Consider the following 25,233-nt stretch of genomic DNA (forward strand, 5'->3'; position numbering starts at 1 on the left):
CGGTGCGGCCGTGGCGACGGGGCCGGGCGGGCTCAGAGCGGGAGCAGCTCCGGGCGCTTGGCCTCCACGTGGTCGCCGGAGGACTCGCCGCGCAGGCGGCGGCCCACCCACGGCAGCAGGAAGGTGCGGGCCCACTGCAGGTTCTCCCGGCGCTGGTCGGCGGCCGTGAGGGCGGGCGCGGGCGGCCAGGCGGCCTCCGGGTCCGCGTCCACCGGCAGGCCGAGCGCGCGCGCCGCCAGCAGCGCCACCCGCTGGTGGCCCTCCGGCGAGAGGTGCAGCCGGTCCTCGGACCAGGCCCGCCGGTCGTGCACCGCCCGCAGCGACCACAGGTCGGCGACCGCGAGGCCGTTGCGGTCGGCGATCGCCCGCAGGTGCGCGTTGTAGGTGGCGATCTTGCCGCGCAGGTGGCGCAGCACCGGGACGTTGCGGGTGTCGAAGCCGGTGCAGATCAGGACGGTTCCGGCGTTCTCGCGCAGTTCCAGGACGGCCGCCTCGAAGTGCTCGGCGATCAGGTCCGGGTCGCTGCCCGGGCGCAGGATGTCGTTGCCGCCCGCGCACAGCGTCACCAGGTCGGGCCGGAGCAGGCGGACCTTCGGGACCTGTTCGGCGACGATCTGGTCCAGCAGCCGACCGCGGACGGCCAGGTTGGCGTACCGGAAGCCGGGCTCGGTCCGGCGGGCGGCCAGCATGCCGGCCAGGCGGTCGGCCCAGCCGGCGAACTGGCCGTCGGGGCCGGGATCGTTGAGGCCCTCGGTGAAACTGTCACCGAGGGCCGCGTAGGAACTGAGGTCAAGGATCTCCTGGTAGTCGGCCATGCAGGAGATGGTTCACCTTGTGAAGTGACCTACGCCACCGTAGGTGCCCCGTGGCGGAGCGTGATCTCCGCCACGGGGTCCTGGTCGGTACCCTGCAAGGGGTCCGGGCGGTCGAAGCCGGGCCGGACGGCGCGGACAGGAGGACGGTCGTGGGCGGCGACCCCATGGGCGGGAAGGCGGCGGCGGGCAGTGCCGCGGTGCGCGAGGAGACCTCGCGCCGCAGGCAGATGCTGATCCGGGCGCTGATCTACATCGCCGGCACCCACCTGTTCGCCGGGTTCGTGATCCTGCTGTTCGCGGTCGGCGGCCGTCACTGAACCCGAAGCCCGCTCGCTACGGGGCCGGCCGTGGGGCCACCGGCCCGTCCGGGAGTTCCGGCAGGACCCGGCGGGCGACCTTGGCGAGGTGCGCCTCGAACGCGGCGGGCGGGTCCGGGTGGACCCGGACCAGGGCGACCATGGCGGTGATCATCACGTCGCACAGCTCGTCCGCGACGTCGTCCCAGGTGTGCGAGAAGCCCTTGCGCGGGTTCTGGCCGAGGGCGCCGATCACCGCCTCGGCCACCTCACCGGCCTCCTCGCCGAGCTTGAGGCACTGCAACACCCGCTGCATCTCCGGGGGTTGGGTGCTGCCCTCGGCCAGCCAGTCGGCCAGCCGCCGCACCGTCTCCCACTGAGCCCCCGTCTCTCCCCGGGTCACCGTCCCCCGCCGCGTCCCCTGCTGCCGCTCGTCCACGCCCCACCGCCCCGATCGCTCCGTTGCCGACCGCGCGGCCGGCCGGGGCCGTCCGCGCGCCGTTCGGCAACGACCGTACCGGGTGGGGCGGCCGGGCGGCGGGGGGTCAGCGCAGGCGCTGCTGCCAGTCGATCGGGACGTGGCCGGCCGGGCCGGGGGTGGGCTGGGTGACCGGGTGGGCGGACGGGCCGGCCAGCTCCGGTCCCTCGTAGAACTGCTCGGTCTCGGTGTTCCAGAACCAGTCCTCGCCGGGCTCGAAACTGGTGAGGAACGGGTGGCCGGCCGACCTGGCGTGCGTGCTGGCGTGCTGGGACGGGGAGGAGTCGCAGCACCCGATGTGCCCGCAGGCGGCGCACCTGCGCAGGTGGAACCACCAGCCCTGGCCGTCGCCGGCCAGGCACTCCGCGCAGCCGTCGCCGCTCGGCGGGACGCTGGGGTCGATGCCGGGGATCGTCGTGTCGTCGCTCATCGTGGAACCTCCTCGGCCAGGGTATGCCCGGTGCGCCGGACGCGCGGCGGAAGCGGGTCCGGCGCGGCGGGGTGAAGCGGCCTCCCCGGGGGAAGGGGAACGGGCGGGGGCGTCGGACGGAGACGGATTCCGTACCGATCTACAGTGCTGTAGATTCAACTCGGGCCCGGGCCCGATCGAGGGGCCCGGCGACGGCCGCCGCGCCGAACCGGCCGAACTGCCGCGCCCGGTACGGGGAAACCACAGGAGGGCACACATGGGAGTCTCGCTCGCCAAGGGCGGAAACGTCTCGCTGACGAAGGAGGCCCCGGGGCTCACCAACGTCATCGTCGGCCTGGGCTGGGACGTCCGGGCCACCACGGGCGCCGACTTCGACCTGGACGCCAGCGCGCTGCTGTGCAACGAGGCCGGCCGGGTGCTCAGCGACCAGCACTTCGTCTTCTACAACAACCTGCGCAGCCCCGAGGGCTCGGTCGAGCACAGCGGCGACAACCTGACCGGTGGCGGCGACGGCGACGACGAGCAGGTCAAGGTCGACCTGGCGGCCGTCCCGCCGCAGGTCGCCAAGGTGGTCTTCCCGGTGTCGATCTACGACGCGGAGAACCGGCACCAGAGCTTCGGCCAGGTCCGCAACGCGTTCATCCGGATCGTCAACGAGGCCGACGGCAGCGAGGTCGCCCGCTACGACCTGTCCGAGGACGCGTCCACCGAGACGGCGATGGTCTTCGGCGAGCTCTACCGCTACGGCAGCGAGTGGAAGTTCCGCGCGATCGGCCAGGGTTACGCCTCCGGCCTGCGCGGCATCGCGCTCGACTACGGCGTCAACGTCTGACGTCCCCCTCGCCGCGGGCGGGCCGCTCCGACGCCTCCGGGCAGCGGGGCGGCCCGCGCCGTTCGGGCCAGTCTCGTCGCCGTCGCCGTCGCCGACGCGGGGAGTGTCGGCGTTCCGGCGGTGCGCGGGGTTGTGGCAGGCTCGGCGCATGGAACAGCGTGTACTTGGCAGGACCGGCCGTCCGGTCTCGGTGATCGGTCTCGGAACGTGGCAACTCGGCGCGGACTGGGGCGTGGTGCTGGAGGACGACGCGCTCGCGGTGCTGAACGCCGCGGCGGACGCCGGGGTGACGTTCTTCGACACCGCGGACGTCTACGGCGACGGCCGCAGCGAGCAGCTGATCGGCCGTTTCCTGAAGAGCCGCCGGAGCGGGGACGGTGGCGACGGCCTGACCGTCGCCACCAAGCTCGGCCGCCGGCTGCCGCAGCTCCCGGAGAACTACGACCTCGCCAACTTCCGCGAATGGACCGACCGTTCGCGCCGCAACCTGGGCGTCGAGCGGCTCGACCTGGTGCAGCTGCACTGCCCGCCCAGCGCCGTCTACTCCAGCGACGAGGTGTTCGACGCGCTCGACACCCTGGTCGAGGAGGGCCGCACCGCCGCGTACGGCGTCAGCGTGGAGACCTGCCGGGAGGCGCTGACCGCGATCGCCCGGCCCGGCGTCGCCAGCGTGCAGATCATCCTCAACCCGTTCCGGCTCAAGCCGCTGGACGAGGTGCTGCCCGCCGCCGAGAAGGCGGGCGTCGGCATCATCGCCCGGGTGCCGCTGGCCTCCGGCCTGCTGTCCGGCAAGTACACCAAGGACACCCTGTTCGGCGCGGACGACCACCGCACCTACAACCGGGACGGCTCGGCGTTCGACCAGGGCGAGACCTTCTCCGGCATCGACTTCGAGACCGGGGTGGAGGCCGCCGACGAGTTCGCCCGGCTCGCCCCGCCCGGCGCCAGCTCCGCGCAGACCGCACTGCGCTGGATCGTCCAGCAGCCCGGCGTCACCACCGTCATCCCCGGCGCCCGCAACCCCGAGCAGGCCCGGGGCAACGCGGAGGCGATGGCCCTGCCGCCGCTGCCGCCGCGGACCCTGGAGGCCGTCCGCGACCTCTACGACCGGCGGCTGCGGGCCCAGGTGCACTCGCGCTGGTAGCCGGGCCCGGGCGGGGCGGGGCGGGGCGGGGCGCGGTCGGGGCTCAGGGCAGGGGTTCGGCGTGGAGGGGGGTGCGCGGGTCCTGGTGGCCGCCGGTGGCCAGCATGCGGACCTCGCCCTGGTCGCTGATCTCGGCCTGCACGATGCCGGAGGGGTCCGCGTACACCGGGTGGCCGCCCGGGCCGCGCCCGCCCGTCGCCTCGACCACCACCACGTCCTGTTCGGCGTGGCCGCCGGTCTCTCCGGGGAACGTGAGTGCGAATCGCTGGGTCATGGCCTGGCCTTCTTCCGTCGGCATCGTTCCATCCTAGGCGGGTGCCGGGCGGACGGTCGCGGGCAGGCGGGTGCGGACGGACGGTAGCGGGACGGTCGCGCCGCGGTACGGGGGCGCGGGAGGCGGCGCGGGCGGTCAGACGAGCAGGTGGAGGCGTTGCACGGCCGGGCCGACCCTGACGGTCTGGCCCCAGGTGAGGTGCAGGGCGTCCGACTCGATGCCGTCGCCGAACGCGACCAGGAGTTCCGACTCGACGGTCAGGGTGAGCTGCTGGTCGGCGTCCAGCAGGCCCTCGACGCGGGAGGTGCCGGTCACCGGGGACGGCCACGCCTCGCGGACGAACCAGGACAGCCGGGGCACGGTCGGCCCGGGCAGGTCCAGGCGGCTGGAGCGCTCCAGCCAGGCCGAGCGGCACCAGCCGGTGGCGCCGGTGCCGGTGCCGACCAGCACCCCCGAGGACGCCTGCGACTCGGCTTCGCCGCCCGGCGCCGCCAGCCGGTAGCGGGCGGTCTGGTGGCCCGGCTGGCCGAGGTAGACCTCGTTCAGCGCGAGCAGCCGCTGGGTGTCGTCCGCGACCGCCTGCACCATCGTGCGCCGCTCCAGCCGCTGCTCCGCGCCCGGCAGGACGGCCGCCCGCAGCAGGGCCCCGGCCCGGTCGGCGCGGTGCCGGACCAGGACGCCCGGGTTGCGGCCCGGCTCGGCGTCGATGCCGATCACCGGCTGGCCGGCCAGGTACTTGGCGGTGTTCGCCACCAGCCCGTCCTGGCCGACCACCACGACCACGTCCTCCGGGCCGAACAGGAAGCGGTCCAGGTCGGCGCGCTCCACCCGGGCCTGCCGCCAGTCCAGCGGCACCGCCGCCGACACCTCGGCGAGCGCGCCCCGGGAGCGGTGGTGCCGCTGCTCGGCCTCGGCCAGCGAGCGGCCGCGCCGGGCGAGGAAGAACTCGGCCTGGCCGCGGGTGCCGTGCCGGGCGATCAACTCCTCGTACTCGGTGCGCCGGTGGACCAGCACCACGCGCGGGGAGAGGCTCACCGCTCCGTCCCCTCCGGGGCGGCGCCGCCCGGCACCGACAGGCGGGCGAGCAGGCCGGTCAGCAGGTCCGGGGTGAGGGTGATGCTGTCGATCCGCGGCAGGTGCTCGGCCAGCCGGATCAACGCGAGCGCCTGGAGGACCTCGGGGCCGGCCTGCTGGTGCGCGGCCAGCCAGGCGGCCTCCGCGGCGGCCTTCGCCTCGCCCAACGTCCGCGCCGCCTCGGCCTGTTGCGCGGCCAGGGTGCCGGCCGCCTCGGCCTCCGCGACCGCCATCCTGGTCCGGCGGGCCGCGTCCGCGCTCGTCCGGACCGCGTCCGCGGCGGCCTTCTGCTCCGCCTCGCGCCGCGCGTTGGCGCCCTGCTGCTCGACCAACTCCTCCTCGCGGCGCGCCAGTTCGATCCGGCTGGCGAGTTCGTTCTCGGCGATGGTGCGCTCCCGCTCGACCGCGACGGCGCGCCGCTCGTACGTCGCCCGGTCGGCCTCCTGCTGGACCTGCTCGCGGGCCGGGGTGCGCAGCGCCCGCTCCATCTCGGCCTCCGGCCGGACGGCGGTGACGCGCACCGCGAGCACCGTCACCCCGATCTCGGCCAGCCGGGGTTCGGCGGCCAGACCGGCGGAGATCCGCTCGCGGACGGCCGCCACGCCGTCGACCAGGGTGTCGGCGAGCGGGGTCCGGGCGATCAGCTGGAGCGCGTGCTGCTGGGCGGTCTCGGTCAGCAGGGCGCCGAGCTGGGCGAGCGGTTCGGCCCGCCAGCTGCCGGTGTCCGGGTCGATGCCGAAGTCGAGGCGGGTGGCGGCGGTGGTCGGGTCGCTGATCCGGTAGGTGACGGTGGCCTGCACCGCGAGGTCCTGGAAGTCCGAGGTGCGGGCGTGGAACATCATCGCCAACTCGCGGTCGTCAGCCGGGACTTCGGATATTGCCGCAGTCAGCGGCCGGAACCAGAAGGCCAGCCCGGTGCCCTCGTGGGCGAGCTGCCCGCCGCGCAGGTGGCGGATGTGGCTGGTGGGGGTGGAGCGCAGGTGGCGGAAGCCGAAGCGGCGCGTGATGTCGGCCATGGGAGTCGCGGTCCTCTCTTTTCGTCCAGATGACGATAACCGGGACCGCTGCTTGTCGTCAATACGACGAAAAGTGGGTGGTGGGGTGGGAGCGGTCGGCCAGGGTCCAGGACCGGCGTCGGAACGGTGCGGAGGCAAAGTTATGCTGGTCGCCGTCACCGTTCAGCGCTCCGGGGGATGCCGTGCCGCCCTACCGCACCAGTGTCCCGGGGCCGCGGCCGAACCTTCGCCTGCGGGCGGTTCTGGGCGCGGCGGCCGGGGTGCTGCTGCTCGGGCTGGTGCCCGTGGTGCGGCACGGTGCGGGGGCGAGGGCCGACGAGGGCGGCCCGGACGGGCCCCGGCTGACGGTGGCGACCTGGAACATGTGCGGAGTGGCCTCCTGGGGCTGTGCCGAGTACGGCGGCGGCGAGCAGAAGGCCGGGGCGCTGCGCTCGCTGGCGAAGGACCACGGGGCGCGGGCGGTGCTGGTGCAGGAGGCCTGCCGGGGCGACCTGGACCGGGCCGGGCTCGGCGCGGGCTGGCGGTTCGTCTTCCAGCCGTACACACAGGTGGACGAGACGGGCACCGCCGCCCCGGTGGAGTGCGGCGACGGCCGGGGCGAGGCCGGCATCGGCATCCTGGCGGCGGCCCCGCTCACGGACGTCTCCCCGGTCGCCGCGCCCCAGCCCGAGCACGGCCTGCGCCGCGGCATCCTGTGCGCCACCGCCGCGCCCACCGCCTCCTCGAGCGCCGCGACTGCGACCGCTCCGCCCGGCAGCGGCCTGCGGCTGTGCGTCGCGCACCTCTCGCTGCCGCCCACCGACCGGTCCGATCGCGGTGCGGATCTCCGTGACGACCAACTGGCGGCGCTGCTCGCCGCCGGGACGGCCCGAACGCCGGGCACGACCGGCTCGGTGTTCGGCGGCGACTTCAACTCCTCGCCGCCGGGCCCGAACAACCGGGACGCCTGGATCTGGCCCGCCGCCTACTTCGACACCGTCCGGGAGTGCGCCCAGGAGAGGCCGGACCAGCGCTCCGGCTTCGCCGCCACCCACGAGAACGGGCTCAAGCTGGACTACCTGTTCACCGCACTGCCCCGGTACGGCTGCGGCCGGGTGGACACCGGCTCCTCCGACCACGAGGCCGAACTGCTCACCGTCGCCGTCACGTCCTGACTGCCCGTCAGCCGCCGTAGCGCTGCTGGAGCACGGGGTTGCGGGCGAGCGCGCCGGCCACCACGAAGGTGACCTGGCCGGGCGGCGAGGTCCGGCCGTCGGAGTAGGCCGCCCGGGCCTCGACGGTGTGGCCGCCGCCGCGCCACTCCCAGGCGGGCTGCCAGCTCCACAGGCCGTCCTCGACGGGGACGGTGCCCAGCGCGTGCTCGCCGATGGCGAGTTCGACCCGCTCGGCGCCGAACGCGTGGCCGCTCAGCCGCACGGTGGGGCCGGGCACGTAGCTGTTGTCCACCGGTTCGGTGACCACCGGCGCGGGCGGCGGCGTCTCGGTGACGGTGGGCTGGGCGCGGGGGGCGTGCCGGTCGATGGTGAAGACCACGTCGGAGCGTTCGCTCTGGACGTTGCTGGCGTCGGCGGCGAACACGCGCAGCAAGTGCCGGCCCGCGGTGAAGGCCCGGTTCGCCTGCCAGGACCAGCTGCCGTCGGCGGCGACCGGGGCCGAGGCGAGGTACTTGCCGTTCTCCCAGATGCTGACCCGCACGCCGCCCGGCGCGAAGCCGGCGACGGCCACGCCGTCCGGTGGGAGCAGCGCCTCGGCCGGCGGGAAGGTGATCACCGGTCGGGGGAAGGAGTCGCCCTTGACCTGCGAGGTGTCCTTGAGGAACTGCTCGATCGCGGTGAGGTCGGGCTCCGGGACCTCGCCGCCGTTGGTGATCAGGCCGATCCGCGGGACGACGCCGTCCACCAGCAGGTTGAGGATGCCCATGATGGTGGGCAGGTTCCGCAGCGTCACCTTGCCGTGGCCGGTGATCAGCACCGAGTCGTTGTAGACGAGGTTGAAGTTCGCGTAGCCCTGGAAGAGGTGGAGGAACGGTTGCACCTGCCGCGGGAACTGCTCGTCCTGCGGGGAGGTGACCAGGTAGATGTTGGCGTTGCGGTGCGGGCTGGCCGCCGCCAGGTCCGGCAGGACGGCGTCGAGAACGGCGACGTTGTGCTCGGTCACCTCGCCCATCATCAGCCGGGCCGCGTCGGGCATGTCGGCCAGCACGTAGGAGCCGATGTGGAACTGGGGCACGCTGGCGACGATGTTGCCGAAGCCGTACTTGAGGCCGTAGAACAGCGCCGCGCTGCCCCCTTTGGAGCTACCGAAGACGGTGACGTCCTGCGGCGTCAGGTGCAGCGACCGCATCACCCGGTCGATCAGCCCGGCGACGGAGCGCTCCAGCGAGAAGTCCATCCCCTTGCACAGGTAGTAGGTGTTGGCCCCCTCGAAGGAGTCGCGGATCCACAGGATGTTGGCGCGCACCTTGTCCAGGACGCCGTTGGCCCAGCCGTACTCGTCCGGCGCGGTGAGGTTGGCGAACACCACGACCAGGCGCCGGTTGCCGTTGCGGGCGTGCGAGAAGCGGTACTCGATCGGGACGGCGCCCGTGGTGTCCACACCGGTGAAGATGCGGCGGGTGTGCTTGGCCTGGTCAGGCATGGGCCGAGTCCAATCGTCTGCGCAGTTCTGCCTGGAGGTCGCGCGGCGGCTCCACCACCGCCGCGGCCCCGTCGGGTTCGCGGAAGGAGCGGGGGCCCGGCCGGGTGCCGCCGGACGGGCGGGACGGGAGTGCCGACGCCTGCTGCGGCAGCTGCACCAGGTCGCCGCCCGCGACCAGGATCCGCTCCGCCAGGCGGGCCGAGGCGTACCCGTCGTCCAGGTCGCAGAAGGCGTCCTGGAAGCGCCGGTAGCGCTCCGCGTAGCGCTGCCGGATGCGCTCGGCGTCCCGGATCGAGGAGATCAGCTCCGGGGAGTCGAAGAGCAGCGGCCCGGGGGCGCTGTGCTCGAAGTCGAAGTAGAAGCCGCGCAGGGTGTCGCGGTAGTGCTCCAGGTCGTAGGTGAAGAACAGCAGCGGGCGGCCGGTGTTGGCGAAGTCGAACATCAGGGAGGAGTAGTCGGTGATCATCACGTCGGTGATCAGCGACAGGTCGGCCATGTCCGGGTAGTCGGAGACGTCGTGGACGAAGCCGTCGCCGGCACCGGGCACCGGGTCCACCACGTTGGGGTGGCGGCGCACCAGCAGGACGTGGTCGTGGCCGAGGCGGGCGCGGGCGTCGTCCAGGTCGATCCGGAAGTCGAGCTTGTACCGGCCGGGGGCGTAGTACTGGTCGTCGCGCCAGGTCGGGGCGTACAGCACGACCCGCTTGCCGTCGGGGACGCCGATCCGGCGGCGGATCTCGGCGGCGCGCTGACCGGTGTCCGGGCGGCGCAGCACGTCGTTGCGCGGGTAGCCGGACTCGACGATCTCGCCGGGGAAGCCGAAGGCGCGGCGCAGGATCGGGGTGGAGAAGCTGTTGGGGGAGACCAGCAGGTCCCAGTTCTCCACCTCGACGGCCAGGCGTTCGAGGTAGCGCTTGTCGGCGAAGTGCACGGCCTCGATGTCGTGGCCGATCTTCTTCAGCGGGGTGCCGTGCCAGGTCTGGACGACGGTCTGGCCGGGGCGCTTGCGGAACCAGTCGGGCAGGTGGTTGTTGGCCACGACGTAGTGGCTGGTGGCGAGGGCCTCGTACCACTCGGGCGACCACATGCGCACCGCGCGGGCGGTGTCGGGGACGTCGACCTGGTCGTCCTTGACCACCCACAGGTGCTCCAGCGGGACCTGGCGGCGCACCAGTTCCTCGTGCAGGGCGCGCGGACTGTCGGAGTACTGGGTGCCCTTGAAGGCGTCGAACAGCACGGTGGCGCGGACGGGCTGCTGGCGGGCGGCGGGGTACGCCTTGGTGCGCAGCAGTTTCTGCCGGTAGGGGCCGCGGGCGTGGTCGGGCATCGCCGAGTGGACCAGCAGGGACAGCCGGTCGTAGGCCTCGGCCTGGAGTTCGTAGCGGCGCAGGTTGCGCTCGTAGTCCTGCGGGAAGGTCCCGATGGTCGGCTGGTCGATCTTGAGCATCAGATCTGCCAGGCGCTCCTCGGGAGCCACCGTGGAGGGGTCCTGGCGGCGCAGGAAGAAGTCCCAGCGGCCGGCCGCCAGGGGTATGGAGCCGGCCAGGGTGCGCATCGCGGCGGGCTTCACCACGGCGCGGAAGTAGCTGCCGCGCCACTCGAGCGCCACGGCCCGCTCGGCTCCCTGGGCACGGGAGCGCACCACTAGGTGGGTGTCGCGCAGCTGTTCGGGGGTGAGCAGTTCGAGGGCGGCGTAGTGGCCGACGATCTCCAGCGAGCCGTCCTCGTCCCAGCCGGTGCGGGTGACCAGCGGCAGGGCGGAGCGCTCGAACAGCACCAGGTAGCCGGAGCCGTTGCGGTGCAGCACGACCTCGCGGTCGCCGTCCGGGTTCTGCAGGGCCGCGGGCAGCCGGTAGTGGCCGTCCGGGGTCTCCTCGGCCATGACCGGGTACATCGTCATCTTGCGCCCGGCGACGTGGAAGGTGGTCTTCCAGCCGTTGCCGCCCATCTCCCAAGACTTGGGCGCGTCGTCCTCGGCTTCGCCGGCGGCGCGGTGGCCCGGGACGAGGGCGCTCATCGGCACGGTGGTCACCCAGCTGGCCCAACCGTCGCCGCTGTCGAGGAACTTGACCCAGGCGTCGTGCTGGCCGGCCGCGCCGAGGCTGGTGAGGCGCAGTTTTCCCCACTCCGGCACGGTCGGACCCAGGTAGACGCCGCGGATGCGGATCTTGTCACCGGCGAGTTCGTGCTTGGTGATCCGGCAGCGGACCACCTCCACCCGGAGCTTGAGCCGGTCCTTGAGGAACAGCGGCAGCAGCCGGGTGTTCTTGTCGACGTACCGGTAGGGCGGGTTGGCGGCGCTGCCCGCGCCGCCGCGCTCGATGCCCCGGTAGCGGAGCAGGCCGCGGCTGAGCACGCCGGCCGCCACGTCCCAGGTGCCCTCGACCCACTGGCCCTTGTGCTGGAGGCGGGTGGTGTCGAAGGAGGCTTCGAAGCCTGCCCAGTCGTAGCAGTACCGGGCCTGGTTGGAGTGCTCGGTGGCCTGGGGGGCGTAGACGGTCTTCGCCGTCGCCACCACGAGGCGGCCCTGCTTCTTGTTGCGCAGGGCGAGGGCTTTGATCGACATGTGGCGCTTGTGGATGTTGATGTACCGGATGTAGGCGGAACCCGTGATGTTCAGCCGGTCGCCGTCCCAGCTCGCCCCGCTGATCGAGGCGTGCAGGGAGAGTTCCTTGTCGAGGCGGTAGGCCTTGCGGTCGATGCCGAGGCTGCGGTCGCCCAGGGTCGGGTACTGCAGGTAGCGGTGGAGGCGGCGCTGGACCGGCATCGGCCCGCCCCGGCGCTCGAACTCGACGACGTCCAGCAGCTCCTGGAGCTTGCGCCGGCGCACCAGCAGCCACTTCACCCGGGCCTCGGCGGGCAGTTCCCCGATCAGGTCCTCGCCGGCCTCGTCCAGGAACTCGTTGGCCCAGGTGACGAAGGACTCCCGGTACTCCTCGTCGCCGTCCGGGAGCGCCTTCAGGTGGAGCATCAGGTCGGAGGTGAGGCAGGCCAGGTCGTACTTGCGCTTGGACTCGGCGAAGCGCCTGGAACGGTGCTGCCCGAGGAAGCGGCTGACGCTGAGGACGGCGTCGACCCGGTCGCGCAGGTTGCCGACCTCGTGGTGCCGCTGGGTGATGGAGGGGGCCGCGTTGCCCTCGCGGCGGCGCCAGTAGTAGACGACGTCGGTGATGGTGTCGACCTTGGACGCCCGGAAGTGTGCGAACATGTTCACCCAGGAGTCCTCGTAGAGGACCCCCTCGGGGAACTCGATGAAGTAGTAGTCCCAGAAGCTCCGGCGGAACAGCTTGTTCCACACCGTGCGGTCGTAGATCAGCTTGTCGAAGCGGGTGATGTGGGTGCCCCGCCGGTCGGCGGCCATCGGGGCCCGGTGCAGCGGGGACTGCCACTTCTTCGTCGAGTTCATCATCTGCACGTTGCCGGAGACGAAGTCCGAACCGGACTCCTCCAGGGTGCGCAGCAGCGTCTCGTAGGCGTGCTCGGGCACCACGTCGTCGCCGTCGGCGAAGACGAGGAACTCCGCCTCCGGGTGGAGCGCGTGCAGGCCGGTGTTGCGGGCGTGGCCCGGGCCGTGCGCGTCCTGCCGGATCAGCCGGAAGCGCGGGTCCCGGGCGCACATCGCCCGGGCGATCGCGGTGGAGGAGTCGGTCGAGCCGTCGTCGACCAGGATGACCTCGAAGTCGCGGAACGACTGCCGGGCGATGGACTCCAGACATTCGGTGAGGTACATCTCGACGTCCTGGAAGGGCACGACGACGCTCAGTTTCGGGCGCTGGGCAACCACGGGAATCCGTCTCTCTGTCAGCCGGCGGAGGAGGCCGGGACGGGCTTGTCCTCGCGCAGGGCCTGCCAGAGCAGCTGGGCGCGGGGCTCGTCGGCGGCCACCCGGTTGTGGTCGATCCGGTCGGTGACCACCGGGAGCATCACGGTCTTCATCCGCTCGGGCTGGAGGCCCTTCATGCTCTGCGCGAAGTCGAGCAGGCCGTTGAGCGACCCCAGCGAGGTGTCGGTGGTGAGCGCCTTGGTGGCCGCGTCCGCCACGCCGTAGGCCTTGGTCGGGCTGGAGAGGGTGCCCTTGCGCTGGAGCTGGGACAGGACGGAGAGCAGGAACTTCTGCTGCAGGCCGATCCGGCCGAGGTCGCTGCCGTCGCCGATGCCGTGCCGGGTGCGGACGAAGGCGAGCGCCTGCGTGCCGTCCAGCACGTGGGTGCCGGCGGGCAGGTGCAAGCCGCTGTACTCGTCGTCGATCGGGGCGTCGGTGGTGATCTCCACCCCGCCCATCGCGTCCACCAGGTCCTTGAACCCGGCGAAGTCGATCTCGACGTAGTGGTTCATCCGCAGGCCCGTCATGGACTCGACGGTCTTCACCACGCAGGACGGGCCCGCCGTGGTGTAGATCGAGTTGAACATCACGCGGGGCGCGCCGGCCACCTGCTTGCCGTCGGTGGTGGTGCACGCCGGACGGGCGACCATGGTGTCGCGGGGGATGCTCACCACGGTGGCGTTCGCGCGGCCCTCGGGTATGTGAACCACCATCGCGGTGTCGGAGCGCGCGGTGCCGCCGACGTCGCCGCCCGCCAAGTCGCCGTTGTCGCCGCTGCGGGAGTCCGAGCCGAGCACCAGGATGTCCTGCGCGCCGGTCGGCAGCACGGCCGGCCGGTCGTCCCCACCCAGCGCCTTGTCGATGTCGACGGTGTCGAGGTTGCCCTCCAGGTGACGGTAGCCCAGGTACGCGGCCCCGCCCGCGGCCAGCGCGAGCACCAGCACCGTGCCGCCGGTGATCAGCAGGATCCGGCGGGCCCGCCGCCGCGGCTTCGCCGGGGTGTCCAGGGCCGCGTACGGCGTCCCGCCGGTCGACATCTCATCGGTCTTCGCCATGCCTGTGCGTCCTCCTGGTCGTGACGCACGGCTGTACTGGTATGTGCGCGGAGTAAATGTTCTCACGCGCTTTTCACCCGAACTTAACCGACTGGATCACATTCCCATATCGAATCTTTACGCAATCATGGAATCACTCAGCGTGAGCAGCCGATTCCATGCTGTTCGTACCCGTCTTCGGCGGCCTGTCCGCATTTCGCCCTCATCTGGCGATTTGGTTTCCCCCGGCGGATGGTGAGGGGGGGATTAATTTTCCGAGCGGGTTCTCAATTGGCTTTCCTCGGGGCCGGGTTGGGCCCGGACCGCCGGATCGACCCGGACCTCGGCAGGTGGGGTGCGTCGCTTCCACGGCTCCAGGTGGCAGGGGTCGACGGAGAGCCGTCCTGACTGCGGGAGCGCCGAAGGGAGGGCGGTGAGTGCATCGATATGCGGCCGGTGCGGGCGGGCGGGCGCGATAAAGCCGCCCGAAAGGTCGACTTCGTGTCATTCGTCCAGCGGCGCTCTGCGGCGCTGCTCCGAACCGCCCGGGTCCTGACCGGAAGTCAGGAAAATGCGGGTGCCTTGCCGCAGGGAGAACTGGCCGTCGCCGCAATCCCCGCCTGCCCGGGCCGAACTCGCAATGTCGGTGGCTGGGGGGGGCTCTTCGGCAACCCTCATCCGGCCGTTCGCGCCGGGTGCTCCGGCTGAGCAGGCGGCCGGGGTGTCTTCCCGGCCGCCGGGCGGTCAGATTCCGGCGCGGGTGCGGGAGGTGGTGGAGACCGCGGCGAGGTCCTGTTCGCCGTGGCCGTGGGCGACCGCCTGGAGCAGTGAGTCGCGCAGCAGCGAGGCCAGCGGGAGCGGGACTTCGGAGGCGGCTCCGGCGTCCAGGGCGAGGTTCACGTCCTTGAGGCCGAGGGCCAGGCGGAACCCGGCCGGCTCGAAGGTCCGCTGGGTGATCATCGACCCGTAGCCGGCGTACACCGGGCCGGGGAAGAGGGAGTTGGTGAGCACGTCGAGCAGCGCCGCCGGGTCGAGCCCGTTGGCCTCGGCGAGCGCGGCGGCCTCCGAGAACGCCTCGATCGCCGACACCAGCAGGAAGTTGGCGCCGATCTTCGCGACGTTGGCCGCCGCGGGGTCCTCCCCGAGCGGCCAGGTGCGGCGTCCCATCGCCTCGAACAGCGGTGCCAGCCGGTCCAGTTCGGCGGACGGGCCGGCCGCGAGGATGTTGAGGTTCCCGGCCGCCGCGACGTCCGTCCGCCCCAGCACCGGCGCCGCGACGTACCCGAGGCCGTGCCGGGCGTGCAGTTCGGCGGCCCGGCGGGCCAGCGCGGGTGAGACGGTGGCCATGTTGGCGTGCGTGACGGCCCGGGCGCCGGACAGCAACTCCTCGTCCAGCAACAGGCTTTCGACCACCCGGTCGTCCGCGAGCATGGACACCACCACCTGCGCCCCGAACGCCTCGGCGAGCGACCCGGCGGCCGAGGCCCCGTCCGCGACCAGCTCGGCCACCGGCTCCGGCGAGCGGTTCCACACCCGCACCGCGTGCCCGGCCGCCAGCAGCCGACGGGCCATCGCCCGCCCCATTCCCCCCAGACCGACGAAACCGACGTCCATGCGCAGTGCCTCCCAGTTCTCGGCGGACCCCCGACGGGCCCCTCCTGGCGGACCCCGCCCGACCGGTCTCGGCCGGTGGTTCTCGGCCGGTGGATCTTGGCGGATGTTCCGAGGCGATGCTACGGCGCGGACGGGTGAACGGCCCGGACGGGCGGGGCCGGAGCGCGGGTGGTGTCGCCCTCCGGCCGTGCCCGGTCTGCCAGGATGCTCCCATGGTGGCGGACACGGTGACGGTGCGGACGGTGCACACGGCGGACCTCGACCCGGAGACCCGGCGGGCGGCCCGGGCCCTGCTGTTCGAGGTCTTCGGCGCGGACGACATGACCGAGGAGGACTGGACGCACTGCCTCGGCGGCCTGCACGTACTCGCCTGGGAGGACGGCGAGTTGATCGGACACGCGGCCGTGGTGCAGCGCCGCCTGATGAACGGCGACCGCATCCTGCGGACCGGCTACCTGGAAGGCGTGGCCGTCCGCCGGAGCCGCCAACGGCGGGGCGTCGGAGGGAAGTTGATGGACGAGGCGGAACGCGTCGTCCGGGCCGCCCACGAGATCGGCGCCCTCGGCGCCAGCGAGGAGGGCGTCCCGTTCTGCCTCGCCCGCGGCTGGCGCCCCTGGCCCGGCCCCACCTGGGCCCTCGGCCCGCACGGGCGGCAGCGCACCGCCGAGGAGGACGGCGGGATCTACCTCCTGGGCGGCGAAGGGGAGTTGGACCTCGACGCCGACCTGGTCTGCGACTGGCGCGAGGGCGAGCTGTGGTGACCCGCGGCGGCCGGTGACGCCCCGCGCCGGCGCCGGGGGAGTGCGGGGGCCGACCGGACCCGGCACCGGCCGCCGCCGGAAACCCGGATGACCGCGACGCGCCGCCCGGATAGGGTCGGCCGGTGCCCGAACCGGAGCAGGTGCGCGCCGACCACGCCCCGGCGGTGCCGGCCTTCGAGCCGGCGGACCGGGCGTACTTCGCGGCGGCCGTCTCCGACCGCGGTGACGACTTCTCCGAACGGTACGCCGACCGGCACCGGGCCCTGCCGGCCGAGCAGGAATCCGGCGCATGCGCCTCCCACCTGCTCCGCGCCGAGGACGGCTCGGTGCTCGGCAGGTTCAACCTCTTCGACATCGGCAGCGGCAGTGACACCGGCACCGGCAGCGAGAGCGAGAGCGACAACGGGCGCGGCGGCGGTGCGAAACTCGGCTACCGGGTCGCGCAGCACGCCACCGGTCGCGGCGTGGCGACCGCGGCGGTCCGCGGCCTGTGCCGACTGGCGGCGGACCGGCGCGGGCCGAGCTCGCGGCGGGCGGCGGTCGCGCAGCAGAACGCCGCCTCCCGGCGGGTGCTGGTCAAGGCGGGCTTCGTCCCGGTCGGCCCCGTCGGCCCGGCGGACCTCGGCGGCAGGCAGGGCACCTGGTACCGGCGCGTCCTGCCGGTCGAGGAGCGGTGGGTTCCGGGCCGCCCCGGCGGAGGTGGTCCGTCCGGGGCGGCCCGTGTTCGGCCCGGTGTCACCAGTCGGCGTTGGTCGCTCCCAGGCTCAGCAGGACCTGGTCGAAGTCGTTGCCGTCGTTGTCGTCGGTGTACGACACCGCGAGCGCGCCGAACGGGGAGGAGGCCACCGCGGCCTGCTCCTGCCGGCCGGTCGTGACCTTGCTGACGGACTGGGAGGGCAGCCGGCCGGTGAAGGTGCCGTCGGGGTTGAGGCCCCGGGCCCGGACCGCCGGGTCGGCGCCGGCGACGCTCCAGCCGACCACGGCGTGGCGCTGGTCGTCGATGCCGACGGTGGGGTTGCCGGCCCCGGTGCCGCCGGAGATCTCGACCTCGGCCGGGCCGGCGGTGCCGGTCGCGGTGAACGACCGGGCCCAGACGCCGCGGGTGCCGGTGTGGTCGGACTCCCAGGCCACGACGAAGTCGCCATTGAAGTCGGCGGCCACGGCAGGGCGTTGCTGCTGCCCGTCGGCGACGCCGTTGGCGCTGCGGCGGCTGAGCGTGACGGCCCCGTTGGCCTTGGCCAGCTTCACCAGGCCGATCTGGTAGTAGCCGTTGCCGTCGGTGTCCTCGTCCCAGACGACGACGGCGTCGCCCGAGGCGGAGGTCGCCACGTCGGGGTCGTGGTGCGCGCCGCCGGTCGCGTTGACCGTCACCTCGTACGCCTTGGTGGTGGTCCCGGTGAACCCGGCCGCCTTCACGGTCGCCGCCGCGGTGCCCTGGACGTCCTCCCAGACCACCGAGAACGCGACCGCGGTGGTGCTGCCCGGCGCGCCGTCCGGGTCGACCGCGACGCGCGGGTGGAGCTGCTGGCCGTCGGCGTTCGCGTTGACCCGGCCGGAGCCGAGGACCGCGCCGGTCGGGGAGAGCACCCGGTAGACGATGTTGTAGAGCCCGTTGCCGTCCGGGTCCTCCGCCCACACGACGACGGCGTCGCCCCGGTCGTCGAGGCCCACGTCGGGCTGGAGGTGCCGCCAGGCGGTGCCCGCCGTCCCGCCGGCCGAGAGCTTCGTCTCGTAGGCGGAGGCGCCGTCGCGGTACATCCGCACCCACACGTCGCTGTGCGCGTCGTCGCCCGGGTCGGTCGTGTCGCGGTCGTCCTCCCAGACCACCGCGACGTCGCCGAGGCGGTCGGTCGCGATCGAGGAGGAGTCCTGGTCGCCGGTGGCGTCGCTGTTCACGGTCACCCAGGACGAGGGCCCCGCCGCCGAGGCCGGGGCGACCAGGGCGAGGACCGCGGCGAGACCGGCGGCAACCGCGCCGAGTACGGAGAGCTTACGCATCGGCCAACCCCGGCTGTCCGTCGTGGATGATGAAGGTCTTGGCGGTGGTCGCCGCCGCGCCGTGCTCGGTCACCGCCGCCACCGACCGGAAGTCGGCGGTGATCTGCGAGGGCTCGATCCGGGTGCGGACGTAGCCGCGCCGGTTGGAGTAGAAGCGCAGGTGCGGGTTGAGCGACCCGTTGGGGACCGCCGTGGTGGCGCTGCCGTCGCCGCCGCTGGTGATGGAGGTGCAGACCAGCTCGGAGCCGATCGTCGCCGACGACGGGTTCGCGTAGTCGGCCTTGAGGTCGTTGCCCCAGGACGCGTGCACGTCGCCGGTGAGGACGACCGGGTTGCGCACGGCCCGGTCGACGATGCCCTGCTGGATGCGGGACCGGCTGGCCCGGTACCCGTCCCAGGCGTCCATGTTCATCGCGCCGGACGCGTTCACGTTGCGGGCGAAGAAGACCTGCTGGCCGATCAGGTCCCAGGTGCTCAGGCGCTGGCCGAGCCCGTCGAGCAGCCACGCCTCCTGGGCCGAGCCGGTGATCGAACGGCCGGCCAGGTCGGCGTCGGCGCAGACCTTCGTCCCGTCCCCGCAGGCCTGGTCGTCGCGGAACTGGCGGGTGTCGAGCATGTGGAACGTGGCGAGGGTGCCCCAGCGGACCCGGCGGTAGAGCTGGATGCTGTTGCCGGAGGGCGTCGCGGCGGCCCGCAGCGGCATGTTCTCGAAGTACGCCTGGTACGCGGCGGTGCGCCGCGCGGTCCACTGGGCGGCCGTCAGTACGGGGCTGCTGTCGGCGCGGACCATGTTGGCGTAGTTGTTCTCCACCTCGTGGTCGTCCGGGACCACCAGCCACGGCGCGATCGCGTGCGCGGCCTGCAGGTCCGGGTCGGTGCGGTAGAGCGCGTAGCGGCGGCGGTAGTCGGCCAGCGAGACGATCTCGCTGCCGAGGTGCTGGCGCACGCCGGTGGTGGTGGCGCCGCCCTCGTAGATGTAGTCGCCCAGGTGCAGGATCAGGTCGGGGCGGTCGTCGGCCATCCGGCGGTAGGCGGTGTAGTAGCCCTGCTCGTAGTGGGCGCACGAGGCGAAGGCCATCGTGAAGGCCCGCCCGGGCGTGCCCGGCGCCGGTGCGGTGCGGGTCCGGCCCACCGGGGAGATGAACCCCTGGGCCCGGAACCGGTAGTAGTACTCCGAGTCCGGGGCGAGCCCGCCGGCCAGCACGTGCACCGCGTGGGCCTGGGCGTAGCGGGCGGTGACCGTCCCGGAGCCGATCAGGCTGGTGAAGTTCTGGTCGGCCGACACCTGCCAGTCGACGGCGACGTCGGCGTTGGGCATGCCGCCCTGGCCGTCCGCGTTGGTCGGCGCGGGAGCCAGCCGGGTCCAGAGCACCACGCTGCTGTCGTCCGGTTCTCCGGAGGCGACGCCGAGCGTGAAGGGGAAGGGGGTGGAGGCGGCGGCCGACGACGGGGCCATCGCGCCGAGTTGGAGCGCGGCGGCACCTGCGGTGGTGAGCCCGCCTAGCAGGAAGATGCGGCGACTGAGGTTGCTCATGACAAGCCATGTTCGCGGGTCCAGATGAACTTCCGACCTTACCGGAAGGTCCGTCAAGTGACGGGGTGAAGGCGCGAGTTGGCGGGGTGTCGGGGGCGTACGACCTCCTTCGGACGGCTGGTGCGAGGGGAGGGTGAGCGGCCTAGGGCGTGTTTTGAAAGTGCTGGTCACAGCCACTCGTTGATGGCTGCGACCAGCACGGTCGCTTCGTAGCGAACGGCGAGTTTGTCGTACCTTGTGGCGACCGCTCGGTGGCGCTTGAGGCGGCTGGTCCCGCACTCCACCGCGTGGCGCTCCTTGTAGCCGTCCTTGTCGAACTTCGGTGGCCGCCCGCCGTGGGAACCACGTTTCCTGCGGTTCGCGATCTGGTCCCGCTTCTCGAGGATCGTGCAATAGACGTGGCGTCTTCGCAGGTGGACGCGGTTCGCGCGGGCCCCGTACGCCTTGTCGGCGCGGACCCTGTGCGGCCGTGCACGCGGGCGTCCCGGGCCCAGGCGCGGCACGCGGATTCGGTCCAGGACGACCTGGAACTGCGGGGAGTCGCCGCGCTGTCCGGCGGTGATCACGAGCGACATAGGCTTCTGGGCCTGCCCGACGGCCAGGTGGATCTTGGAAGTCAGTCCGCCGCGGGAACGTCCGAGCCCATGGTCGCCGGGCTCGGTGAAGGCACCACCGGGCGACTCGACCTGCAGGTCCCCTTTTTGCGCGCACCGGCTGCATGCCGGTTGCGCGAACGATCGTGGAGTCTACGGAGATGTCCCAGGTGATCAGGCCCTTCGCATCGGCCCGGGCCTGAAGCTGTTCGAGGACCCGGTGCCATGTGCCGTCACGCTGCCAGCGACGGAACGGCCTGCATACCGCCCCCATGGCCCGTAGCGCACCGACAGGTCCCCCCCACGGAATGCGGGTGCGGGTGCGGGTGCGGAGCCGTGTACCGTTGATCAGCTGCCGCTTGGTGCGCAACGGAGGCCGGCCGGGCTTGACGCCCTGCGGTAGCAGCGGTTCCAGCACTGCCCACTGGGCGGCCGTCAGATCTCCCCGGGCCATGGAAGGTGATCATCGCATGACCTTGATCCACTTCTGGGAGCGGGCTGCCTCCTTCAGCCGGTCGTCGGAGACGGCTCCACCGGTGGCGGCTCGGATGAGTAGCGAGCCCGGTTGGCGTTGAAATGAGCCAGGTAGTAGGTGACACCGTCGAGGTGCAGCTCCATGGGCGGAGGATCGGTCACCAGACGGGTCCAAATGGACCGGCCGTCTAGCTGCGCCTCCAACTTCGGAGTGTTCCAGGAGCGCGCCCGGCTCTCCGCCTCTTCCGGAGACCACAGGAAGCGGGCGGCGGACTCCTTCTCCTTACCGGGCTCCGCCGCTGTCAACGCCCTTACCAGCGCCGGACTGTAGACGGCGCGGACCCGGAAGTTCACGAGGAACCGCCTCCTGATCACGATTCGCGCGTAACGACGGCTGTTCCCCCGGTGGCGTCCGGCCACGATGACGCTTTCACCGCCGTCGCCCCAGCCCGGCGGCGCGACCCACACCTTTGCCCCCGCCACGAAGTGCCGATGCCCCTGGCGAATCTCCAGCCCGCCTTCGCCCTGGCCGGTCTCCGGGGCGATGTTGGCCACGATGCACAGGCCCAGCGGCTCAGGTCCAGTTCCATCCGTCATGGCTGCCATCATTGCCAGGCCCGCGCACGCTGTCGCGTTCTTTTTGCGGGCCGGGCTCGTGACACGGAGCCATCGCGACGCCGGGACCGTGCTGGTCGCAGCCATCAACGAGTGGCTGTGACCAGCACTTTCAGAACACACCCTAGCCGTTGGCGGGGGCGCCTGTCGGCGTGCGGGCGCGAGAGGGGGAGAGGGAAGGTGAGGGCGCGGGCGCCGGTGTCGGGGAGGTGGTCAGGCGGGCGGTGATCGCGGTGGCGGTGCGGGCCGCGGTGTGGTCGAGGTGGCGGGCGGAGCCGCGCAGGAGGTGGCGGGTCTCCGTGGCGGCCAGGGTGAGCAGGCCCGGGAGGAGGTCGGTCGAGCGGGCCGCCACCCAGCGGGTGCCCCGGGTGGCCATCCACCACAGGTCGGCCCCGGGGCCGGGGGCCGTCACCGGCAGGTGGGCGGGTGCCGTGCCGACCGGGTGGCCGGCGGCGGCGAGCAGGGCGTGGAACTCCCGGGCGATCAGCTGGTGCCCGGCGGCGCTCGGGTGCAGCCGGTCCACGCTCAGCAGCTCCCGCTGCCGCGTCCAGGGCAGGTCCGCGAGGTGCAGGTGGGCGGCCCCGTAGTGCGCGGACAGCGCGTGCACCACCGCGTTGACGCCCCGCATCCGCCGGGCCAGCGGTCGGGCCAGCGGGGCGGGCAGCCCCAGCAGCCGTCCCGGGTCGGGCAGGCAGGCGGTCAGCGGGAGCGCCCCGATCGCGGTCAGCGAGGAGAGGGCGGAGGCGAACCGGCGGGCCGTCGACTCCAGGTCGAAGGAGGACCGCAGGGTGTCGTTGCCGCCGACCAGCACCGCCGCGTACCGGGGACGCAGGGCGAGCGCCGCAGGCAGTTGGGAGACCAACAGGTCGCGGCTGAGCGCGCCGCTGTTGGCCAGGTTGCGGAACTCGACGGGGTCCGGCGACAGGGCGGGCGCGAGCAGGGCCGCCCAGCCCCGCCACCCGCCCGGTACCGGATCGCCGACCCCCTCGGTCAGGGAGTCGCCGAGCGCAGCGAATCGAACCGTCATCACGTCCCTCCGGGGGCTGGGAAGGTGGCTGAACCCTGGTGCGGGTGAAGGTGGTTGGCGGGCTGTGTCACCCGGCCGTGCTGGCGGAAGGGGACGGAGCCGGTGGCGGGCCGGGGCACCGGGGGGTGGCGGGTGCCCGGTGGGCGGCGAGGAAGGCGGCGGTGGCGGCCTCCCAGCTGAACTCCTCCGCCCGGGCGCGGGCGGCGGCCCGCCGTTCCGCCTCCGGGCGGTCCAGCAACTCCCGTAGCGCGAGGGCGAATCCGGCCCCCGTGTCGGCCGCCGCGAGTCCGGCCCGGCCGACCACCCGGGGCAGGGCCGAGGACCGGCTGACCGCGACGGGGGTGCCGCAGGCCAGCGTCTCCAGGGCGGCCAGGCCGAAGGTCTCCACCGGACCGGGCGCGATCACCGCGTCCGCCGTGGCCAGCAGGGCCGCCACCTCGGAGCGTGCCGCGAGGTGGCCCAGGAACCTGACCGGAAGCCTCAGTTCGGCCGCCCGGCGTTCCAACCGGCCGCGCAGCGGACCCGTCCCGGCGACCGCGAGCACGGCCGGGACGCGGTGCCGGCGGCGCAATTCGGCCAGCGCCTCCAGCGCCCGCTCGGGCCGCTTCTCGCCCGACAGCCGCGAGCACAGCACCAGCAGCACCTGCCGCGGATCGGCCAACTCCGCCCGCAGCGAAGGGTCGTGGCACTCGGGCCGCATCACCTCCAGGTCCACCCCCAGCGGTGCCCGCTCGACGTTCCCGGCGCCGATCCGCTCGAACTCCTCGGCCGCCCACGCCGTGGTGCACAGCACCGTGTCATAGCCCTGCGCGGTACGGGAGTTGAGCCGGTCCGCGAGCCGCCGCGCGGTGCCGGGCGGAACCCCCCACGCGCCGAGCACCCCGGTGGCGCTCTCGTGCGAGACCATCATCGAGCGCACCCCGTGCGCCCGCGCCCACCCGCCCGTCCAGCGCAGCGTGGTGCGGTCCGAGACCTCCAGCCGGTCCGGCGCCAACTCCTCCAGCAGCGCGGACAGTTGCCTCCTGCCGTAGAGCACCCGGTAGCCACCGGTGCCCGGGACGCGCGGACCGGGCAGGGTGATCACCCGCCCCTGCTCGGTCCACTCGTCGGTGCGGACCGGCCCCGGCACCACCAGCACGGGCCGGTGGCCCGCCGCCAGGTACCCGGCCCCGAGGTGGCGCAGCGCGGTCCGCAGCCCGCCCGAGAACGGGGTGACGAAGTTCGCCACCCGGACGATGCACAACCCGCCGTCCGGACGGGCCGTTTCACGGTTCACGCGGGCTGCTCCTCGACCGAGAGCGGAGCGGGGGAGGTGGGGGTGGGAAGGGGGCCGTCGGGGCGGCGGGGTGCCGGGACGCCGCCCAGGAGCGGCTGCGCGGCCGGTTCGGCCACGGGGGCGGCGGCCACCGGGGAGGGAGCGGGAACGGGAGCGAGGGCGGCGGCGGGTGCGGCGTTCCGGTCGCGGTCGAGGTCGGGGTGGAGGTCGAGGTCGGGGTGGAGGTCCCGGACGCGGTCGCGGTGCGCGGCGAGCACCTCCTCGTAGTGCCGGATCAGCTGGTCGCCGACCGCCTCCCAGGTCCGGCCGGTGACCTCGGCCCGGCCCGCCGCGCCGTACCGGGCGCGCAGTTCGGCCGAGGCGGCGAGGTCGGCGACGGCGCGGGCGACGGCACCCGCGTCGCGCGGGGCGACCAGCAGCCCGGTGCGCCGGTGGCCGACCAGGTCGAGCGGGCCGCCGACCGCCGGGGCGACCACCGGTACGCCGCTGGCCATCGCCTCCTGGATGGTCTGGCAGAAGGTCTCCAGCGGGCCGGTGTGCACGAACAGGTCCAACGAGGCGAAGCAGCGGGCGAGTTCGGCCCCCGTACGGCGTCCCAGGAACACCGCGCCGGGCATCGCGGCCCGCAACGCCGGTGCGCTCGGGCCGTCCCCGATCACCACCACCCGCACGCCGGGCAGCCGGCCCGCCTCCGCCAGCAGGTCGACCCGCTTCTCCGGGGCGAGCCGTCCGACGTACCCCACCAGCACCTCGCCGCCGGGGGCCAGCGCACGGCGCAGCGCCTCGTCGCGGTGCTCCGGGTGGAAGCGCGCCGAGTCCACGCCGCGCGCCCAGATCCGGACCTGGCGCACCCCGTGCGCCGTCAGGTCCTGCGCGGCCGGGGTCGACGGCGCCAGGGTGCGGGCGGCGGCCCGGTGCACGGAGCGGATCCGCGCCCAGGCGATCGCCGAGCCGACGCCCCGGCCCATCCGGTACGCCTGCGCGTACCCCGCCAGGTCGGTCTGGTACACCGCCACGGTCGGCAGGTCCAGCCGCTCGGTGAGCCGGGCGGCCCGGGCGCCGAGGATGAACGGGCTGGCCAGGTGCACCACGTCCGGCTGGTGGGCGGTCAGCGCGGCGGCCAGCCTGCGGCTGGGCAGGGCGATGCGCACCTGCGGGTAGCGGGGCAGCGGCACGGACGGGACGCGCACCACCGGCAGCGGCTCCCGGTCCGGGCCGAAGGACTGCGGCGGGCAGTGCGCACCCCGGGCCGGGGCGGGGGTGATCACCAGGGGCTGGTGGCCCCGCCGGACGAGGTGCTCGGCAGCCCTCAGCACGCTGTGGGCCACGCCGTTGACCTCGGGCGGGAAGGACTCGGTGACGATGGCGACTCGCATGCCAACGTTGTTGCCAACCCGGGCGTGCGGGCAGCCAAAGGGATCTTTCGCGCAGACGAACGTCTGCCGCCATTTCCGCACGGGTGTGTGAATGTCGACGCCGGGCGGCCCC

21 protein-coding genes and 3 pseudogenes are annotated in these 25,233 nt (G+C 73.4%); 7 read left to right on the forward strand and 17 right to left on the reverse strand.

The window, feature by feature from the left end; translation table 11 throughout:
- Window positions 1-32: 32 nt before the first annotated feature.
- A complete protein-coding gene (locus tag ACIP60_RS04210) occupies window positions 33-815 on the reverse strand; it encodes an SGNH/GDSL hydrolase family protein (RefSeq protein WP_100839215.1) in 783 nt (260 codons plus the stop codon).
- 149 nt (window positions 816-964) lie between these two features.
- Between ACIP60_RS04210 and ACIP60_RS04215 the strand changes: the two genes are divergently transcribed.
- Window positions 965-1,132 carry a DUF6126 family protein gene (locus tag ACIP60_RS04215; protein WP_400679804.1) on the forward strand — a complete coding sequence of 56 codons (168 nt, stop codon included), beginning with the start codon at window positions 965-967 and terminating at the stop codon, window positions 1,130-1,132.
- A gap of 16 nt (window positions 1,133-1,148) precedes the next feature.
- Here ACIP60_RS04215 and ACIP60_RS04220 read toward each other — a convergent pair whose 3' ends face one another.
- Window positions 1,149-1,514: a MazG-like family protein gene (locus ACIP60_RS04220; protein WP_400679805.1), complete on the reverse strand. Its 366-nt coding sequence runs from the start codon at window positions 1,512-1,514 to the stop codon at window positions 1,149-1,151.
- 142 nt (window positions 1,515-1,656) lie between these two features.
- Window positions 1,657-2,019, reverse strand: coding sequence for a UBP-type zinc finger domain-containing protein (locus tag ACIP60_RS04225; protein WP_400679808.1), 363 nt, complete (start codon window positions 2,017-2,019; stop codon window positions 1,657-1,659).
- A gap of 256 nt (window positions 2,020-2,275) precedes the next feature.
- On the opposite strand from ACIP60_RS04225, the gene ACIP60_RS04230 reads away from it, so the two are divergent.
- Both ACIP60_RS04230 and ACIP60_RS04235 read left to right on the forward strand, forming a co-directional pair.
- Entirely contained in the window at window positions 2,276-2,851 is a 576-nt protein-coding gene (locus ACIP60_RS04230; protein WP_100839212.1) for a TerD family protein, read from the forward strand.
- Between the two features lie 148 nt (window positions 2,852-2,999).
- Window positions 3,000-3,995 (forward strand): aldo/keto reductase, encoded by a 996-nt coding sequence (locus tag ACIP60_RS04235; protein WP_400679809.1) that lies wholly within the window; start codon window positions 3,000-3,002, stop codon window positions 3,993-3,995.
- A gap of 43 nt (window positions 3,996-4,038) precedes the next feature.
- On the opposite strand, the gene ACIP60_RS04240 is transcribed toward ACIP60_RS04235, so the two are convergent.
- From ACIP60_RS04240 to ACIP60_RS04250, 3 genes are all read right to left on the reverse strand, one after another.
- A complete protein-coding gene (locus tag ACIP60_RS04240) occupies window positions 4,039-4,269 on the reverse strand; it encodes a DUF6296 family protein (protein ID WP_100839210.1) in 231 nt (76 codons plus the stop codon).
- 135 nt (window positions 4,270-4,404) lie between these two features.
- Window positions 4,405-5,304: a hypothetical protein gene (locus ACIP60_RS04245; protein WP_400679811.1), complete on the reverse strand. Its 900-nt coding sequence runs from the start codon at window positions 5,302-5,304 to the stop codon at window positions 4,405-4,407.
- Complete coding sequence (locus ACIP60_RS04250) at window positions 5,301-6,359, reverse strand: SPFH domain-containing protein (protein ID WP_400679813.1); 1,059 nt, start codon at window positions 6,357-6,359, stop codon at window positions 5,301-5,303. Before ACIP60_RS04250 ends, ACIP60_RS04245 begins: the two co-directional genes overlap by 4 nt.
- Window positions 6,360-6,541: 182 nt before the next feature.
- On the opposite strand from ACIP60_RS04250, the gene ACIP60_RS04255 reads away from it, so the two are divergent.
- Window positions 6,542-7,513 carry an endonuclease/exonuclease/phosphatase family protein gene (locus tag ACIP60_RS04255; protein ID WP_400679815.1) on the forward strand — a complete coding sequence of 324 codons (972 nt, stop codon included), beginning with the start codon at window positions 6,542-6,544 and terminating at the stop codon, window positions 7,511-7,513.
- Window positions 7,514-7,520: 7 nt separating this feature from the next.
- On the opposite strand, the gene ACIP60_RS04260 is transcribed toward ACIP60_RS04255, so the two are convergent.
- The 4 genes from ACIP60_RS04260 to ACIP60_RS04275 all read right to left on the reverse strand — a co-directional run bounded on the left by ACIP60_RS04260 (window position 7,521) and on the right by ACIP60_RS04275 (window position 15,467).
- A complete protein-coding gene (locus ACIP60_RS04260; RefSeq protein WP_400679816.1) occupies window positions 7,521-8,996 on the reverse strand; it encodes a hypothetical protein in 1,476 nt (491 codons plus the stop codon).
- Entirely contained in the window at window positions 8,989-12,780 is a 3,792-nt protein-coding gene (locus ACIP60_RS04265; RefSeq protein WP_400679817.1) for a CDP-glycerol glycerophosphotransferase family protein, read from the reverse strand. The genes ACIP60_RS04260 and ACIP60_RS04265 overlap by 8 nt, the downstream gene beginning before the upstream one ends.
- Window positions 12,781-12,797: 17 nt before the next feature.
- Entirely contained in the window at window positions 12,798-13,874 is a 1,077-nt protein-coding gene (locus tag ACIP60_RS04270) for an LCP family protein (RefSeq protein ID WP_400679818.1), read from the reverse strand.
- A gap of 723 nt (window positions 13,875-14,597) precedes the next feature.
- Window positions 14,598-15,467, reverse strand: coding sequence for an NAD(P)-dependent oxidoreductase (locus tag ACIP60_RS04275; RefSeq protein ID WP_400679819.1), 870 nt, complete (start codon window positions 15,465-15,467; stop codon window positions 14,598-14,600).
- 212 nt (window positions 15,468-15,679) lie between these two features.
- On the opposite strand from ACIP60_RS04275, the gene ACIP60_RS04280 reads away from it, so the two are divergent.
- Both ACIP60_RS04280 and ACIP60_RS04285 read left to right on the forward strand, forming a co-directional pair.
- Complete coding sequence (locus ACIP60_RS04280) at window positions 15,680-16,228, forward strand: GNAT family N-acetyltransferase (RefSeq protein WP_400679820.1); 549 nt, start codon at window positions 15,680-15,682, stop codon at window positions 16,226-16,228.
- Between the two features lie 122 nt (window positions 16,229-16,350).
- Window positions 16,351-16,893: pseudogene (locus ACIP60_RS04285) on the forward strand (GNAT family N-acetyltransferase); the annotation flags it as partial.
- Window positions 16,894-16,963: 70 nt separating this feature from the next.
- On the opposite strand, the gene ACIP60_RS04290 reads toward ACIP60_RS04285, so the two are convergent.
- The 4 genes and pseudogenes from ACIP60_RS04290 to ACIP60_RS04305 form a co-directional block, all read right to left on the reverse strand.
- Window positions 16,964-18,226: a hypothetical protein gene (locus tag ACIP60_RS04290; protein WP_400679822.1), complete on the reverse strand. Its 1,263-nt coding sequence runs from the start codon at window positions 18,224-18,226 to the stop codon at window positions 16,964-16,966.
- Window positions 18,219-19,760, reverse strand: coding sequence for an alkaline phosphatase D family protein (locus ACIP60_RS04295; RefSeq protein ID WP_400679825.1), 1,542 nt, complete (start codon window positions 19,758-19,760; stop codon window positions 18,219-18,221). Before ACIP60_RS04295 ends, ACIP60_RS04290 begins: the two co-directional genes overlap by 8 nt.
- A 167-nt stretch (window positions 19,761-19,927) precedes the next feature.
- Window positions 19,928-20,807, reverse strand: a pseudogene (locus ACIP60_RS04300) (IS5 family transposase).
- Window positions 20,808-20,860: 53 nt separating this feature from the next.
- Complete coding sequence (locus ACIP60_RS04305) at window positions 20,861-21,424, reverse strand: hypothetical protein (RefSeq protein ID WP_400679826.1); 564 nt, start codon at window positions 21,422-21,424, stop codon at window positions 20,861-20,863.
- Here ACIP60_RS04305 and ACIP60_RS04310 point away from each other — a divergent pair.
- Window positions 21,423-21,545, forward strand: coding sequence for a hypothetical protein (locus ACIP60_RS04310; RefSeq protein WP_400679828.1), 123 nt, complete (start codon window positions 21,423-21,425; stop codon window positions 21,543-21,545). The two genes, ACIP60_RS04305 and ACIP60_RS04310, sit on opposite strands and share 2 nt — an antisense overlap.
- 21 nt (window positions 21,546-21,566) lie before the next feature.
- Here ACIP60_RS04310 and ACIP60_RS04315 read toward each other — a convergent pair whose 3' ends face one another.
- The 3 genes and pseudogenes from ACIP60_RS04315 to ACIP60_RS04325 form a co-directional block, all read right to left on the reverse strand.
- Complete coding sequence (locus ACIP60_RS04315; RefSeq protein ID WP_400679830.1) at window positions 21,567-22,469, reverse strand: SGNH/GDSL hydrolase family protein; 903 nt, start codon at window positions 22,467-22,469, stop codon at window positions 21,567-21,569.
- A 67-nt stretch (window positions 22,470-22,536) separates the two neighbouring features.
- Window positions 22,537-23,745, reverse strand: a complete 1,209-nt coding sequence (locus tag ACIP60_RS04320) for a glycosyltransferase (protein WP_400679831.1) — start codon at window positions 23,743-23,745, stop codon at window positions 22,537-22,539.
- A gap of 230 nt (window positions 23,746-23,975) precedes the next feature.
- Window positions 23,976-25,121: pseudogene (locus ACIP60_RS04325) on the reverse strand (glycosyltransferase family 4 protein); the annotation flags it as partial.
- Between the last annotated feature and the right edge of the window lie 112 nt (window positions 25,122-25,233).

It is taken from the genome of Kitasatospora sp. NPDC088783, assembly GCF_044750705.1.
Taxonomy (GTDB): domain Bacteria; phylum Actinomycetota; class Actinomycetes; order Streptomycetales; family Streptomycetaceae; genus Kitasatospora; species Kitasatospora fiedleri.